The 14,892-nt window shown below is 72.1% G+C and carries 13 protein-coding genes; 7 read left to right on the top strand and 6 right to left on the bottom strand.

Annotation, left to right across the window (positions count from 1 at the left end; genetic code table 11):
• Nucleotides 1–401 precede the first annotated feature (401 nt).
• The 3 genes from HCN08_RS22655 to HCN08_RS22665 all read left to right on the top strand — a co-directional run bounded on the left by HCN08_RS22655 (nt 402) and on the right by HCN08_RS22665 (nt 6,215).
• On the top strand, nt 402–1,001 hold the full coding sequence (locus tag HCN08_RS22655; protein ID WP_167985046.1) for a TetR/AcrR family transcriptional regulator: 600 nt from the start codon (nt 402–404) through the stop codon (nt 999–1,001).
• A 192-nt stretch (nt 1,002–1,193) separates the two neighbouring features.
• Nucleotides 1,194–3,398, top strand: a complete 2,205-nt coding sequence (locus tag HCN08_RS22660) for an MMPL family transporter (RefSeq protein WP_167985047.1) — start codon at nt 1,194–1,196, stop codon at nt 3,396–3,398.
• A 219-nt stretch (nt 3,399–3,617) separates the two neighbouring features.
• Nucleotides 3,618–6,215: a YfhO family protein gene (locus HCN08_RS22665; protein WP_240970350.1), complete on the top strand. Its 2,598-nt coding sequence runs from the start codon at nt 3,618–3,620 to the stop codon at nt 6,213–6,215.
• A gap of 66 nt (nt 6,216–6,281) precedes the next feature.
• On the opposite strand, the gene HCN08_RS22670 is transcribed toward HCN08_RS22665, so the two are convergent.
• The 5 genes from HCN08_RS22670 to HCN08_RS22690 all read right to left on the bottom strand — a co-directional run bounded on the left by HCN08_RS22670 (nt 6,282) and on the right by HCN08_RS22690 (nt 9,969).
• Nucleotides 6,282–6,827, bottom strand: a complete 546-nt coding sequence (locus tag HCN08_RS22670) for a methylated-DNA--[protein]-cysteine S-methyltransferase (protein WP_167985049.1) — start codon at nt 6,825–6,827, stop codon at nt 6,282–6,284.
• Nucleotides 6,824–8,323, bottom strand: coding sequence for an AlkA N-terminal domain-containing protein (locus HCN08_RS22675; RefSeq protein ID WP_167985050.1), 1,500 nt, complete (start codon nt 8,321–8,323; stop codon nt 6,824–6,826). Before HCN08_RS22675 ends, HCN08_RS22670 begins: the two co-directional genes overlap by 4 nt.
• Before the next feature lie 105 nt (nt 8,324–8,428).
• Nucleotides 8,429–8,761: a GNAT family N-acetyltransferase gene (locus HCN08_RS22680; RefSeq protein WP_322974619.1), complete on the bottom strand. Its 333-nt coding sequence runs from the start codon at nt 8,759–8,761 to the stop codon at nt 8,429–8,431.
• The gene (locus tag HCN08_RS22685; RefSeq protein WP_322974620.1) at nt 8,758–9,024 is read right to left on the bottom strand and encodes a DUF2630 family protein; all 267 of its coding nucleotides are present in this window, start codon (nt 9,022–9,024) and stop codon (nt 8,758–8,760) included. Before HCN08_RS22685 ends, HCN08_RS22680 begins: the two co-directional genes overlap by 4 nt.
• Before the next feature lie 78 nt (nt 9,025–9,102).
• A complete protein-coding gene (locus tag HCN08_RS22690) occupies nt 9,103–9,969 on the bottom strand; it encodes a MerR family transcriptional regulator (RefSeq protein WP_407648862.1) in 867 nt (288 codons plus the stop codon).
• A gap of 339 nt (nt 9,970–10,308) precedes the next feature.
• Between HCN08_RS22690 and HCN08_RS22695 the strand changes: the two genes are divergently transcribed.
• The 4 genes from HCN08_RS22695 to HCN08_RS22710 all read left to right on the top strand — a co-directional run bounded on the left by HCN08_RS22695 (nt 10,309) and on the right by HCN08_RS22710 (nt 14,054).
• A complete protein-coding gene (locus HCN08_RS22695; RefSeq protein WP_167985051.1) occupies nt 10,309–11,838 on the top strand; it encodes a flavin-containing monooxygenase in 1,530 nt (509 codons plus the stop codon).
• Nucleotides 11,835–12,806, top strand: coding sequence for an alpha/beta fold hydrolase (locus HCN08_RS22700; RefSeq protein WP_167985052.1), 972 nt, complete (start codon nt 11,835–11,837; stop codon nt 12,804–12,806). Before HCN08_RS22695 ends, HCN08_RS22700 begins: the two co-directional genes overlap by 4 nt.
• Nucleotides 12,803–13,705, top strand: a complete 903-nt coding sequence (locus HCN08_RS22705) for an SDR family oxidoreductase (protein ID WP_167985053.1) — start codon at nt 12,803–12,805, stop codon at nt 13,703–13,705. The genes HCN08_RS22700 and HCN08_RS22705 overlap by 4 nt, the downstream gene beginning before the upstream one ends.
• Nucleotides 13,706–13,832: 127 nt before the next feature.
• Nucleotides 13,833–14,054 carry a hypothetical protein gene (locus tag HCN08_RS22710; RefSeq protein WP_167985054.1) on the top strand — a complete coding sequence of 74 codons (222 nt, stop codon included), beginning with the start codon at nt 13,833–13,835 and terminating at the stop codon, nt 14,052–14,054.
• A gap of 125 nt (nt 14,055–14,179) precedes the next feature.
• On the opposite strand, the gene HCN08_RS22715 is transcribed toward HCN08_RS22710, so the two are convergent.
• Complete coding sequence (locus HCN08_RS22715; protein ID WP_167985055.1) at nt 14,180–14,884, bottom strand: endonuclease V; 705 nt, start codon at nt 14,882–14,884, stop codon at nt 14,180–14,182.
• Between the last annotated feature and the right edge of the window lie 8 nt (nt 14,885–14,892).

The raw sequence follows: 14,892 nt of genomic DNA on the forward strand, positions 1-14,892 counted from the left end.
ACAAGGCGCGGCAGCTGGCCGCCCTCGGCACGGAGGTGACCGAGCGGGTGCCGACCGGGGTGCATGTGTCCGACGCGAACGTCCGCTATCTGCGCGCCAAGGTCGAGCACACCGGCCACACTCTTGCGCTGCCGGCCTGAGCCGGCCGTGTGAGCGCGATGTGCGCGGGACCGGCGGGCGGCTGGGCAATATGCGCAGGAAAACGGGCGGTCCCGCCCATGGCCGAGTTCCCGCGCGGCGAGTGATACGACCCACGATCGAAACGGTGGCGTTTCGATCGTGGGTCGTCTACGCTCTAGGTGTACGACATCGTTTCGATGACGGTGGCCGCGCGGTCGCTGCGATACGGAACGAGGCCGTACGCTATGGCGGCCCGTACCAGAGGATTCGGAGGACAGGACATGACAGCTCAGGCATCCGCCGGGCGTCGTACCCGCCTGACCCCCGAACGCGAGCGGGAGCTGTTCGAGGCGGTCGTCGAGCTGCTGCGCGAGGTCGGCTACGAGGCGCTGACCATGGACGCGGTCGCTGCCCGTACGCGGTCCAGCAAGGCCACCCTCTACCGCCAGTGGAACGGCAAGCCCGAGATGGTCGCCACCGCGCTGCGCCACCTCAAGCCGGTGTCCCCCTCGGACATCGACACCGGGTCGCTCGCCGGTGACCTGCACGAGCTCGTGCGGTGCCACGACGAGGACGAGTCCAAGCGCGACCAGGAGCTCATGCGCGGCCTCGCGCATGCCGCCTTCCGGAACGAGGACCTTTTCCGCGCCCTGCGGGAACTGCTCATCGAGCCGGAACTGGACAGCTTCCGTGTCCTGGTGCAGCGGGCCGTCGACCGCGGTGAGCTGTCGGCCGACAACCCGGCGGGGCACTTCATCCCGCACATGCTCTTCGGCGGCGCAATGGCGCGTCCGATTCTCGAGGGCCTCGACGCCGACCCCGAGTACAGCCACAGATACATCGACGCCGTGGTGATCCCCGCACTCGGCCTGTCGTCATAAGTCGTCACACGAGGTAAGCCGATCATCGCCTGAGCCGATCGTCAGGTCGGGCAGCCATGCCCTGACACCGTCGTTCACCCGTCCCAGTCACCCACCGATACGCCCCACCCTTTCCACCTGACACGCCGCTCTCGTCGTCGGGCTGGTTCCTTACGCCCTTTTTCCATATTTCCTGACGGGAGCCCTGCCCCCATGGCCACGTTCCTCTACAAACTGGGCCGGTTCGCCTTCCGGCGACGGCGCTACGTCGTCCTTGTCTGGATCGCGCTGCTGGCCCTCGCGGGAGTCGGCGCGGCGACCGCGCCGACCGCGCCCGCCGACAACTTCACCGTCCCGGGGACCGAGGCGCAGAAGGCGTTCGACCTGCTGCACGAGCGTTTCCCCGGCAGCAACGCCGACGGCGCGAGCACCCGCATGGTGTTCAAGGCGCCCGGCGGGCAGAAGGTCACCGCGGGTGAGAACAAGGCCGCCGTGGAAAAGGTCGTCGGCGAACTGCGGCACACACCGCAACGTGCGACGGTCGCCGACCCGTACACCGCGGGCACCGTGAGCAAGGACGGATCGACCGCTTATACGACGGTCACTTTCCAGGTGAAATCAACGGAGATCACCGACGCCACCCACACGGCGATCGAGACCGCCGCCCAGCACGGCCGCGACGCGGGACTGGACGTCGAAGCCGGCGGCACCGCCCTGCAGGCCTCGCCGTCGACGGGCAACAGCGAGGCAATAGGCATCGGCATCGCCGCCGTCGTCCTTCTGCTGACGTTCGGCTCGCTCGTCGCCGCGGGGCTGCCGCTGCTGACCGCGATCATGGGGGTGGGCGTCGGCATCGCGTCGATCACCGCGCTCGCGAGCACGCTCGGCCTGTCCAGCACGTCGTCGACACTCGCGTCGATGATCGGACTGGCGGTCGGCATCGACTACGCGCTGTTCATCGTCTCGCGCCACCGGCACGAACTCATGGAGGGCCGCGACGGCGAGGAAGCAGCCGGCCGCGCCGTCGGCACCGCGGGCTCGGCCGTCGTCTTCGCCGGGCTCACGGTGCTCATCGCGCTCGCCGGCCTGTCGGTCGTCAACATCCCGATGCTCACCAAGATGGGCCTGGCCGCAGCCGCCACCGTGGCGGTCGCCGTGCTGATCGCGCTCACGCTCATCCCGGCGCTCCTCGGCTTCGCCGGCCCCAAGGTCCTCACCCGCAAGGTGCGCAAGGGCCGGGCCGCAGCGCACGGGAAACCCTCCATGGGGACGCGGTGGGCGCGCCTGGTAGTGCGGCGGCGGGTTCCGTTCCTGGTGGCCGCGGTGGTCGCCCTGGGGCTCGCGGCGGTGCCCGTGACGGGCATGCAGCTGGGCCTGCCGGACGACGGCTCGCAGCCGGTCAGCACCACGCAGCGCAAGGCCTACGACATGCTGTCGGACGGCTTCGGGCCGGGCTTCAACGGTCCCCTCATGGTCGTGGTCGACGGCGCCCACAGCGACAGCCCCAAGGCCGCGGCGCAGGAGGTCAAGCAGAAGATCTCCGCCTTCGCCGATGTCAAGACGGTGACCGAGCCGTCGTTCAACGCCACGGCGGACACCGCCACCCTGACCGTCGTGCCGGCCTCCAAGCCGAGCAGTGCGCAGACCGAGGACCTGGTCCACGTCATCCGCGGCCATTCGGGTGACTTCGAGAAGACCACGGGCGCCGAGGTGCTGGTCACCGGCACCACCGCCATGAACATCGACGTCTCCCAGCGGCTCGACGACGCCCTGGTGCCCTACCTGGTGCTGGTCGTCGGGCTCGCCTTCCTGCTGCTGATGGTCGTCTTCCGCTCCGTCCTGGTGCCGCTGAAGGCCGCGCTCGGCTTCCTGCTGTCGGTGCTCGCCGCCCTGGGCGCGGTCGTGGCGGTCTTCCAGTGGGGCTGGCTGTCCGGCCTGCTCGGCGTGGAGCAGACCGGTCCGATCATGAGCATGATGCCGATCTTCCTGATCGGCGTGGTGTTCGGCCTCGCCATGGACTACGAGGTCTTCCTGGTCACCCGGATGCGCGAGGCATACGTCCACGGCGAGACGCCGGGGCAGGCGGTCGTCACCGGCTTCACCCATGGCGCACGGGTGGTGTCGGCGGCGGCGGTCATCATGATCAGTGTCTTCGCCGGATTCATCGGATCGTCGGAATCGATGATCAAGATGATGGGCTTCGGTCTGGCCATCGCGGTGGCATTCGATGCGTTCATCGTCCGTATGACCATCGTGCCCGCGGTGCTCGCACTGCTCGGCCGCTCCGCCTGGTGGCTGCCGCGCCGGCTGGACCGTGCGCTGCCGAACGTCGACGTGGAGGGCGAGCAGCTGCGCAAGAACCTCGCCCCCTCGCCGCGTGCGGCCGACGAGGGGGAACGGGAGCCCGTCGTCGTCTGACCGGTTCCACCCCCTCGAAAGGGTGACTGTCCCGGTCGGCCGGCCGATGCCTCGCGCGTCGGTCGGCCGATCGGGCTTTCTGTTCACCCTATGGCCCGATGGTCGCCATCATTCCGATGCCCGTGTCTGCCTACCATCTGCCGAAAATCACAGGATCGGTCGTGTGTGGGGGTCAAACCGTTGGAAGCCAGGCAGGGCCCCTCAGGTGCTGCGGTCCGATTGCGCGCCGCACTGCTCGGCGCCTTCGCGGCGGCCGTCGCCTTCTGCGCCGGGGACGCCTTCTCGCACACGTATCCCTTCGGGTCGCGCACGCGCAACGTCAATGACCTCGGCAACCAGTTCGTGCCGTTCCACGCCCACCTGTGGGACCTGCTGCACGGCAAGGCCGACGGCGGCATCCTGCTGAACTGGCAGTCCGGGTACGGCACCAGCTTCCTGCCGGACCTGGGCACCTACGTCTCCAGCCCGTTCGCCCTGCTGGTGGCGCTCTTCCCGCGCGACCGCATCGACCTGGCCGTCTACGCCATCACCGTGCTGAAGATCGGCGCCGCCGCCGCGGCCATGGCGTGCCTGCTGCTGATGCTGCGCCCGGGGCGCTGGTGGGGCGCGGGGCTGCTCGGCGCGTCGTACGCGATGTGCGGGTGGACCATCACCACCGCCGAGTACAACACCATGTGGCTGGACGGCCTGATCGCCTTCCCGCTCTTCTGCATGGTCGTGGAATGGGCGCGGACGGGGCGGCGCCCGGTCCTGGCCGTCGTGATCGTCGCACTCGGCTGGACCGCGAACTTCTACACCGCGTACATGGCCACGATCGCCTCGGCCATCGTCCTCGTCGCCCGGCTGCTGATGGAACCGGGCACCACGCGCCGGCAGGCCCTCAAGGCGATGGGGCGGGCGTCCCTGTCGATGGTCCTCGGCATCGGGCTGTCGGCGCCGCTGCTGCTCACCATCGTCAAGGCCACCAAGCTCGCCTATCCCGGCCGTGACGGGGACTTCGCCGCCGCACCCTGGCCGGACGTCTTCGGGCGGCTCCTGCCGGGCACGTTCGGCTCCGCCAGCCCCGCGCTGTACCTCGACTCGGCGGCGCTCCTGCTGGCGCTCCTGCTGCCCTTCCACGGGGTCGTACCGCGCCGTACGCGCGTGGTGTGGACCGGTGCCATGCTGGCCGTCCTGCTGTCGTTCCAGTGGCAGCCGACGCACCTGGCGTGGCACGCGTTCGCGACGCCCAACGGAAGCCCCTACCGCCAGACGTTCGTGCTGAGCGGTGTGATGATCATCGCCGCCTGGTTCGCGCTCGCCCACGGCCTGCCGACGTGGCGTCAGATCGGCTTCGGTGCCGCAGTGATGGCCGCCCTGGCGGCGGTCGCCGCGATCGGGTCGGACGCCGGCGTCACGGGACGCGGCACCTATGCGCTGTTCGCCGTCGGCCTGGGATGCGTGGTCGGCGCCCTGATACTCCTCGGGCGCGCGGAAACGCAGCGCAGCAGGGCGCTGGTCCTGGTCGCCGTCAGCGTGCTGGTCGCGGTGCAGTTCGCGCAGTCGTCGCTGTCCACGGCGTGGGCCGACCGCAAGCGCATCGAGCTCCTCGACGACTACGCCCCCTGGGGCCACCGGGAGAGTTCGCAGGCCGCGGCTGTCGCGTCGGCGGACGACTGGCCCGACTACCGCACCGACCCGGGGCGTGAGCAGACCGTCGGCAACGACCCGCTGATGGTCGGCGGGCAGGGCGCGGCCTATTACAGCAGCCTGACGCCCGAGGTCTGGACGCAGACACTGGCCGCGCTCGGCGGCGGCTGGACGTCGCACGGCCGGTCGTTGCAGAGCCTCGACAACCCCGTGACCGACGTGATCTTCTCCGTCGGCGCACGGTCGCACCAGGCCCTGGACCCGCACCAGCGCGGAAACCCGGCACCAAAGGCGCCGTCGTTCATCACCCGGCAGAAGGTGCCGCCGCTGGTGACCGTTCGCGGCCCCGGCACCACCGGCGCCTACGGCGCCTCGCCGTACCGCAACCAGGAGATGCTGCTCGGCCACCGGGTCTACGACGCGTCCGGACCGATCACCTTGCGGGACGGGAACGGGAAGCAGGTGCTGCCGAGCGGCGACCAGTTCCAGGTGCACGGCGGTGCCACGCTGGCGAACGACGACAAGTACACGCTGGAGACGTCCTGCCCGGCCGGTGACCAGGTGTATCTGAACGCACCGGACCTGAACAGCCGGATCGGGGTGCCGGGCGGGCAGAGCTTCTCCCTCACCGGCGACATGCCGGCCCGCCGCGCCGCAATGGTGCACGTCGCCGACGCACCCGCGGACGGGCGGGTGACGCTGAAGGTACGGGTCTTCGCGACGACGACGCTGGGCACCGACGCCATCGGATGCCTGGACCCGAAGAAGCTCGCCGACGCCGAGCAGCAGCTTGCGGCATCGGCGGCGACCTCCGTGCATGTGGGCGACGACGGATTCTCCGCACAGTTGCCGAGCGGTTCGCGCGGATACGCCGTGTTCGCGGCGCCCGCCATCACCGGGTGGCAGTGCTCGGCAGGTGGCGGCGGCAAGAGCACCGCGCAGTCCTGGCTCGGGCTGCTGGCCGTGAAGCTGCCGGCCGACGGCGCCGCGACCACCGTGTCGTGCTCCTTCACGCCGCCGGGCCTGCGCCAGGGCGAACTCGTCGGCGGCGCGTCGCTGGTGGGGCTCGCCGTGCTGGCCGGTTACGGCTGGTGGCGCAGGCGCCGTACGGACGGCTCGGGAGCTTCCGGCGGCGACGGCGACTCCGGCGCACCGGTGCAGGCGGAGGGGGCGCTGGCCGGGACGTGAGCCGCAGGGCGCCGCAGGGCGCCCCAGGGCTCCGTCGCAGCGGCTTTCCGGCCGGACCGCAGGGTGTCAGCCCAGGACGGGCTGCTGCAGGCCGCGTTCGAAGCCCAGCAGCCAGCGCTTGCGCTCCACTCCGCCGCCGTAGCCGGTCATGCTGCCGTCGGCGCCGACGACGCGGTGGCAGGGCACGATGATGCTGACCGGGTTCTTGCCGTTGGCGAGCCCGACCGCGCGGGAGGCGGTCGGCTGGCCGAGGACGCCGGCGAGCTCGCCGTACGAGACGGTCTCGCCGTACGGGATGTCCCGCAGCGCCGCCCATACGCGGCGTTGGAACGGCGTGCCGGACGTCGACAGGCCGATGTCGAAGGTGGGTGCCTCGCCGGCGAAGTACGCCGCCAATTGCTCGGCGGTGCGGGCGAGGACCGGGTGGCCGGTCACCGTGACGCGCGGGCCGAAGGTCTCCTGCGGCGGGATGTGCCGGTGCTCCGTCATGTAGATGCCCGCGAGGCCACCCTCACGGGTGACAAGCGTCAGTGGGCCGATCGGACTGTCGATCGTCGTATGGGCCGACGTGCCGGCCGCGGTGGCCGTCGCGCGGGTGGTCGTGGTCGTCATCGTGACGTGCCTTCCGGGTGAGGGTGGTCGGTGGGCAGGATGTTGATCGGATGATCGCCCGTCGCCCACAGGTATTGCGTGGCGTACGCACGCCACGGCTGCCAGGCGGCGGCGTGCCGGGTGAGGGCCGCAGGTGTGGCCGGCAGGCCGAGGTCGCGGGCGGCGTGGCGGACGCCGAGGTCGGTCGGCAGGAAGGCGTCGGGGTCGCCGAGCGCCCGCATGGCGATCGTCTCGACCGTCCACGGGCCGAAGCCCGGCAAGGCCCCCAGCCGGGCGCGTGCGCGCTGCCAGTCGCTGCCGACGTCCAGGTCCAGGTCGCCGTCCTCCAGGGCCCGCAGCAGGCCCGCCAGGGTGTCCCTGCGGCTCTGCGGCATCGCCAGCTCCGCCGGGTCGTGCCCGGCCAGCGCGGCGGTGGACGGGAAGAGGTGGGTGAGGCCGCCGCCGGGGTCGTCGACGGTCTCGCCGTATGCCGCGACCAGCCGGCCGGCGTGGGTACGGGCCGCGGCTGTGGAGATCTGCTGGCCGAGGACCGCGCGGACGGCGAACTCCGGGCCGTCGGTGACCCGCGGGACCCGTCGGCCGGGCGACTTGGCGACGAGCGGCGCCAGGAGCGGGTCGGCGGACAGCAGCGCGTCGACCGCCAGCGGGTCGGCGTCCAGGTCGAGCAGCCGCCGGCAGCGGCTGATGGCCTGCGACAGGTCGCGCCAGTCGGTGAGCCACAGCCGGCAGCCGATGTGGTCCGGGTGCGGCCTCAGCTCGACGATGCCGGTGCCGTACGGCAGCCGCAGGGTCCTGCGGTAGGCCCCGTCCCGCCATTCCTCGACCCCCGGGACGGCGGTCGCCGCCAGGTGGCCGAACAGGTTGTCCGGGGTGAGCGGGCGGCGGAAAGGCAGCCGCAGCGCGAGCGAGCCCGGCGTGGCGGCGGGGCGGCCCTTGGCCACCCGCGCGCGCAGTTCTCCCGGCGCGAAGGCGAAGACGTCGCGGACGGTGTCGTTGAAGGTGCGGATACTGGCGAAGCCGGCCGCGAAAGCGACCTCGCCCATCGGCATGGACGTGGTCTCTATGAGCAGCCGCGCGGTCTGGGCGCGCTGCGCGCGGGCCAGGGCGAGCGGTCCCGCGCCGAGTTCCGCGATCAGTTGGCGCTGCACCTGGCGGGTGCTGTAGCCGAGCCGGGCGGCGAGGCCCGGGACACCGTCGCGGTCCACCACGCCGTCGGCGATGAGCCGCATGGCGCGGGCGACCAGGTCGGCGCGCTCGTTCCATTGGGGCGAGCCGGGGCTGGCGTCGGGGCGGCACCTCTTGCAGGCGCGGAACCCCGCCTGCTGCGCGGCGGCGGCGCTCGGGTAGAAGGTCATGTTGACGACCTTCGGCGGGTTGGCGGGGCAACTGGGCCGGCAGTAGATGCGGGTGGTCAGCACCGCGGTGAAGAACCACCCGTCGAACCGGGCGTCCTTGGACCGGACGGCGCGGACGCAAGCGTCGAAGTCCGTATGCACCTGTCCAGCATCGCTCCTCGTCACGGTGCCGGTCCGGCGGAAAAACGACATCAATGTGCGCCGGGCGCCGCGAGCCCCGGGCCGGTCAACCGGACGTGCCGCCGGTCAGTCGGAGACGCTGCTTTCCGGCACGTACTGCAGGTCCGCGTATTCCGGGTGCCGGTCCAGCCACCCGGCGATGAACGGGCAGATGGCCAGGACGCGCAGGCCCTGTGCGCGGGCGTCGTCCATGGCCCTGCGGGCCAGGGTGGACCCGACGCCGCGGCCTTCGTAGGCGTCGCCCACCTCGGTGTGCACGAAGGCGATCATCTCGGGGGTGCGCATATAGGACGCGGTGCCGGCGAGATCGCCGCCGATCCTGGCCTCGTAGCGGCCGGCCTGCGGGGCGTCGACGACGCTGATGTCGGGGGCGCCGCCCTTCGTCGACGAATCGGTCACGACCGGTAACCCTCCACGGTGGAGGAGGGGCGGACCTTGGCGGCGCCCGGGTCCTCGCCGGCCTCCGACAGTGCGCGGCGCTGGCGCAGCAGGTCCCAGCACTGGTCGAGTTCGTGTTCCAGGGCGGTCAGGCGGCCACGCTCCTCGGCGCCGTCCGAGTCGGAGCCGGCGAGCATGTCGCGCAGCGCCTTCTCGTCGGCGACCATCTGGCTGATGCGGCTGAGTATGGCCTGCTCCGCGCCGGCGTCATGGGGCTGTTGCACGGGGGACACCTCCCAATCGGGTCGCTGTTCTCCACTCTTGCAGGTTGCCGGGTCCGGCGCTCGCCCTGCGGGGCGCCCTCACAGGCCCTCTGCGGGCCGCTGAGGGGGCGCCGCGCCGTCCAGGGACTCCTCGCCCGGGGCGGCGGTCCCGGGGGCCGGGGAGGGCTGCCTGCGGCGCAGCCACGCGTCGACCTCGGCGCGGATCCGGCGCTCCATGGCCAGCGACATCTCGGCGTCCACGATGTCCTTGGCCAGCGGGCGCAGGCGCTGCATGGTGTCGGACACCCGCTGCATCTGCTCGGGCGGCAGGTCGTCCAGGGGGCCCAGCACGTGGGTCTTGACCACGTCGGTGAAGAGCGCGGCGAGGGCGTCGACGTGGGTGCGCACCCGGCGGCCGGCTTCGAGGACGGCGGCCAGCGGCACGCCTTCGCGTACCAGTGCGGCCGAGACGTCCAGCAGGCGGCGGCTGGTGTGCAGGGCGTTCTCGCCCGCGACGGAGATGTAGCCGATCTCCAGGGCGGTCGTCAGGTTCTCGGGGCTGACGTCGTCGCCGAAGTAGTCGGCCAGTTCCTGCGGGGTCAGGACCACCGGGGTCTCGTCGGACCAGGAGGCGGCGAGGGTGTCGCTGAGGCCGAGGAGTTCGGCGACGCCGCCGAGGGTGCGGCCCTTTTCCCACGCGGTGATCAGCTCGGCGATGCCGCCGAGGGTGTGGCCGCGCTCCAGCAGCGCGGCGATGGTGCGCAGCCGGGCGAGATGGCTTTCCGAATACCAGGCGATACGACCGTCGCGCCGCGGGGGCGGCAGCAGGCGCCGCTCGCGGTAGAAGCGCAGGGTTCTGACCGGTATGCCGGCGGCCTCCGCGAGTTCCTCCACGCGGTATTCGCGTGCGCGGGGGTGCTCGGCGGGGTGAGCGCCGACGGCACCCGGTGTGCCTGTCTGGTCCACGCGGTCGTTCACCCGCCCAGCCTATGCGGTGGTGTGACGGGCTTCATCCTTGTGCGGCGGTCCTCGGCGGACGTTTCTCGGCCGGGTCGCCGGGCGGGCGTACATTCCCACGTCGGCGGGCTCGGCGGCATCCCTGTGCCGAGGATGCGCCGGCACGGGTGCCGCGGCGTCGTACATCGCCGGGCGAAACGAATCCCGTCCGCCCCCTACCGGTGGTAACCCCGGTGTTCTACAGTCCTGATGGTGCCAGTGATTGATGGCATGGTGTGCTGGCTGCGGTCGGCGGGACCGGTCCACGGCCGCGGCCGTGGACGGGCGGCGGGAAGGAAGGGCGGTGCCATGGGCGACGACAACCGCGAACACGTGCGGGTGGCGGTCATCGGATCCGGATTCGGCGGGCTGGGGGCCGCCGTACGGCTGCGGCGCGAGGGGATCACCGACTTCGTGATCCTGGAGCGCGCCGACGCCGTCGGCGGCACATGGCGCGACAACAGCTACCCGGGGTGCGCCTGCGACGTGCCCTCGCACCTGTACTCGTTCTCCTTCGCGCCGAACCCGGACTGGCCGCGGGCCTTCTCCGGGCAGCAGCACATCCGCGACTACCTGGAACGCGTCACGGACACCTTCGGGCTGCGCCCGCACCTGCGCTTCGGCGCCGAGGTGCTGCAGGCCCGCTGGGACGCCGCCAGGAGGCGCTGGGAGCTCACCACGGCGGCCGGGGAACTGACCGCCGACGTCGTGGTCTCGGCGACCGGCCCGCTGTCCGACCCGAAGGTCCCCGACATCCCCGGCATCGAGGACTTCCCCGGCCGGGTCTTCCACTCCGCGCGGTGGGACCACGACTTCGACCTCGCGGGCAAGCGCGTCGCCATGGTCGGCACGGGGGCGTCGGCGATCCAGATCGTGCCGGCGATCCAGCCCGAGGTCGGCCGGCTCACGGTGATCCAGCGCACGCCGCCGTGGGTGCTGCCTCGGGTGGACCGCCCGGTCAGCGGCGCCGAACGCTGGCTGCACGGCAAAGTGCCGAGCACCGCCAAAGCGCGGCGCGGACTGCTGTGGCTCATCAGGGAGTTCCAGGTCGGCGCCTTCGTCCGGCATCCACGGCTGATGAAGGCCGCCGAGCGGATGGCACGCGGCCATCTGCGCCGGTCGGTCAAGGACCCGGCGCTGCGGGCCCGCCTCACTCCCGACTACACCATCGGGTGCAAGCGGATCCTGCTGTCCAACACCTATTACCCGGCGCTCGCGCAGCCCAACACCGACGTGGTGACCTCCGCCCTCACCGAGGTGCGCGGCTCGTCGGTGGTCACCGCGGACGGCACCGAGCGCGAGGTCGACGCGATCATCTTCGGCACCGGCTTCCACGTCACCGACATGCCGATCGGCGACCGCGTCGTCGGGGCGGACGGGCGCACCCTGAGCGAGCACTGGAAGGGCGGCATGGCGGCGCTGCGCGGCTGCACCGTCGACGGCTTCCCCAACCTGCTGTTCATCATCGGGCCCAACACCGGGCTCGGGAACAGCTCGATGATCCTGATGATCGAATCGTCGCTCAACTACGTCGCCGACTACCTGCGCACCCTCGCCCGCACCGGCGCCGCCGCGCTCGACGCCAAACCCGGCGCGGTGGCCGCGTGGAACGCCGAGGTCCAGCGGCGTGCCGCCCGCACCGTCTGGAACACCGGCGGCTGCAAGAGCTGGTACCTGGACGCCGACGGCCGCAACACGACGGCTTGGCCGGGCACCACGGCGGAGTTCCGGCGGGCGACCAGGCAGCTGATCGTGTCGGAATACGAGCTGATCCCACCCGCGGGTGACCGGGCCGCGGCGGGCGATGATCGCACGGTACGGGCGGAGGTCGCGTCATGACGCTTCCCTACGAGGCGGTGGCCGCGCGGCGCACGCACGACGTCGTGTCGGCGGACGGAACCCGTATCCACGTCGAGGAGTTCGGCCGCCCGGACGGTCCGGCGGTGGTGCTCGCGCACGGCTGGACGTGCTCGATCCTGTTCTGGGCGCCGGTGGTGCGGCTGCTCTCGTCGGATTTCCGGGTCATCGCCTACGACCAGCGCGGTCACGGCCGCAGCGCCGCGCCGGCCACCCGGCGGGGTTACGGCACGGGCGTACTGGCCGATGATCTGGAAGCCGTACTGGAGGCGGTCGTACCGGAGGATGAACGGGCGGTGCTGGTCGGCCACTCCATGGGCGGTATGACCATCATGGCGGCGTCCGGACGGGCAGCGGTCAGCCGGCGGACCGCCGCGGTGCTGCTGGCCAGTACGGGCAGTGGGCGGCTGCTCGGGGCGACCGAGGTGCTGCCGCCGCGGTTGTTGTCGCGGTGGTTGCGCCGGGCGCTGCACCGGCAGTTGCTGGTCTCCCGCCTGCCGCTCGGGCCGGTCACCCGGCTGTCGCGCGCCGCGTTCGCCTACGGCGTGCTGGGGCAGCGGCCGACCCGGGAGCAGGCGGCCTTCACCGCGCGGATCGTGCACGCCTGCAAGGCCCGGCAGCGCGGCGCGTGGGGGCGGGTGCTGTCGGTGCTCGACCTGGACGCGGAGATCGCGGCGCTGACCGCGCCGACCGCCGTCCTCGTCGGCACCCACGACAAGCTCACGCCCAAGGTCCACGCCCGCGGCATGGCGCAGGCGCTGCCGAACTGCGTGGGGCTGACCGAACTGCCGGGGCTCGGCCATATGACGCCGATCGAGGACCCGGCCGCCGTCGAGTCCGTCATACGGTCGCTGGCCGCCGCGCACATGGTGCCGCCCGTCGCGGGTGACGCGGCGGACGGGGCGCAGGGCCGGACGGGTGACCCGCATCTGGAGGAGAAGAGCGCATGAGCCGATCATCGGTGCACGGCAAGGTCGTGGTGGTCACCGGCGCCGCCCGCGGGGTGGGTGAACTGCTGGCCCGCAAACTCGCCGCGCGCGGCGCCCGGTTGGCGCTGGTGGGCCTGGAGCCGGCCGAACTCGACCGGGTGAGGCAGTCGTTGCCCGGTGACGCGGCCTGCTGGACGGCGGACGTCACCGACCGGGCGGCGATGGCCGGCGTCGCGGGCGAGGTGCTGGCGCACTTCGGGCGGATCGACATCGTCGTCGCCAACGCCGGTGTGGCGACCGGCGGTCCGTTCCTGGACGCCGACCCGGACGCCTTCGACCGCGTCATCCACGTCAATCTGCTGGGCAGTATCGCCACTGCCCGCGCCTTCTTGCCGGCGCTGATCGCCTCGCGCGGCTATCTGCTGCAGATCGCCTCGCTGGCCGCGATCACGCCGGCGCCGATGATGGCGGCGTACTGTGCGAGCAAATCGGGGGTGGAGGCGTTCGCGCACTGCCTGCGGGCGGAGGTCGGCAACCAGGGCGTGGCAGTTGGTGTCGGATATCTCAGCTGGACCGACACCGACATGGTGCGCGGCGCCGACGAGGACGACGCCCTGCGGGAGTTGCGGGGACGGCTGCCGTGGCCGGCGAACCGCACGTATCCGCTGGAGCCGGCCGTGGAGCGTCTCGTGGCGGGTATCGGGCGGCGAGCGCCGCACGTCTATGCGCAGTGGTGGCTGCGCGGCATGCAGTCGGTCCGCGGATACCTGCCGGCGGTCATCGGCGGGCCGCTGGGGCGGCGGGAGATGCGCCGCGCGGCGCCGGCGCTGGCCCGCAGCGCCGGGGTACGGCGGGGCCTGGTGGGCAGGGGAGGGGCCGCCGACGAGGCCGCCAGGACCGTCGAACATCACGTTCCGTGACCACAAAACGCCGCTGACCTGGGGCGATTGGCGAATGATCGACCCGGGATGCGCCGGTTGTCCGCCCGTGTAAGTCTGATCGAGGCCGCTTCCCCACACACTCCAGGAGGAGTTCATCATGGGCGGTATGGACGACATCAGGAACAAGGCGGGCGAGTACGCCGACAAGGCCAAGGGGGCCCGCCGCCAGGGTTCCGAGCAGGCCGAGCAGGGCATGCAGCGCCCCGGCCAGGAGGACTCGGAGCGTTCCGGCGGTCGCCGTGACGAGCAGGCCCAGCGGGGCCAGGAGCAGGCTCGCCGGCGCATGGGCGAGGACTCGATGGACGAGCCCCAGGACGACTGGAGCTGACGTCACGCCTTGAGCCGGCGCTGATGCCGTGACCGAGGAAAGGGGTGCCCCGCGGGGCACCCCTTTTCTGTGCTCTGTCCTGGCTCTTTTCCTGCGCCATGTGCCGCGTCGTCGCGACCGCCGGGTCAGGCGCCGCTTGTCGCGCGCAGGCGCTCGCGGCTGAGGTGGTCGGCCAGGCGGGTCGTCTCCGGGAGGCGGTAGCGCGGCGCGAACCGCAACGTATGGGCGCAGGCGTTGTCCAGCCCGATGCCGTGCCCCACGGACACGTACACCGGCCGGACGCCCTTCTGGGTGCGCAGCGCGCGGCCCACCACCTCGCCGTCGTCCGACGTCAGCGGGGATCCGGCGCCGCGCTCCGCACCCGGCGGGCCGCTGCGGAAGACGAACGGCGTCTTGGCGACGCCGAAGCACGGCAGCCCGGTCAGCACGCCCAGGTGCACCGCCAGGCCCGCCCGGCGCGGATGGGCGATGCCGTAGCCGTCGCACACCAGCAGCTGCGGTGTGCGCGTGAGCTTGTCCAAGGCGGCCATCACCGACGGCAGTTCCCGGAAGGCCAGCAGACCGGGGACGTACGGGAAGGTCGCCCGGCCCTCCACCAGGGCGGACTCCACCGGCTCCAACGTCACCGCGTCCAGGACCACCGCCGCCGCGACCAGCGCGTCGCTGCCGGTGGCGTACGAGACGTCCACGCCCGCGACCAGACGTACCGCGCCCGGCGCCGGCCCCGGGGAATCCAGGTCCGCGAGGGCCGCGACGCGTTCCTGCTCGGCCAGCGCCTCGTCCGGCACCCGCGGCCACACCGCGGGCGCCCCGCTGCTGTGAGTGTCCATGGAGCGAG

The sequence above is a fragment of the Actinacidiphila epipremni genome, from assembly GCF_012034175.1.
GTDB classification, from domain to species: Bacteria; Actinomycetota; Actinomycetes; order Streptomycetales; family Streptomycetaceae; genus Actinacidiphila; species Actinacidiphila epipremni.

What these genes read in the sequence shown, in the direction of transcription:
- HCN08_RS22655 (WP_167985046.1), top strand. Translation starts at nt 402, where the DNA reads ATGACAGCTCAGGCATCCGCCGGGCGTCGTACCCGCCTGACCCCCGAA.
- HCN08_RS22660 (WP_167985047.1), top strand. Translation starts at nt 1,194, where the DNA reads ATGGCCACGTTCCTCTACAAACTGGGCCGGTTCGCCTTCCGGCGACGG.
- HCN08_RS22670 (WP_167985049.1), bottom strand. Translation starts at nt 6,827, where the DNA reads ATGACGACCACGACCACCCGCGCGACGGCCACCGCGGCCGGCACGTCG.
- HCN08_RS22695 (WP_167985051.1), top strand. Translation starts at nt 10,309, where the DNA reads ATGGGCGACGACAACCGCGAACACGTGCGGGTGGCGGTCATCGGATCC.
- HCN08_RS22700 (WP_167985052.1), top strand. Translation starts at nt 11,835, where the DNA reads ATGACGCTTCCCTACGAGGCGGTGGCCGCGCGGCGCACGCACGACGTC.
- HCN08_RS22705 (WP_167985053.1), top strand. Translation starts at nt 12,803, where the DNA reads ATGAGCCGATCATCGGTGCACGGCAAGGTCGTGGTGGTCACCGGCGCC.
- HCN08_RS22710 (WP_167985054.1), top strand. Translation starts at nt 13,833, where the DNA reads ATGGACGACATCAGGAACAAGGCGGGCGAGTACGCCGACAAGGCCAAG.
- HCN08_RS22715 (WP_167985055.1), bottom strand. Translation starts at nt 14,884, where the DNA reads ATGGACACTCACAGCAGCGGGGCGCCCGCGGTGTGGCCGCGGGTGCCG.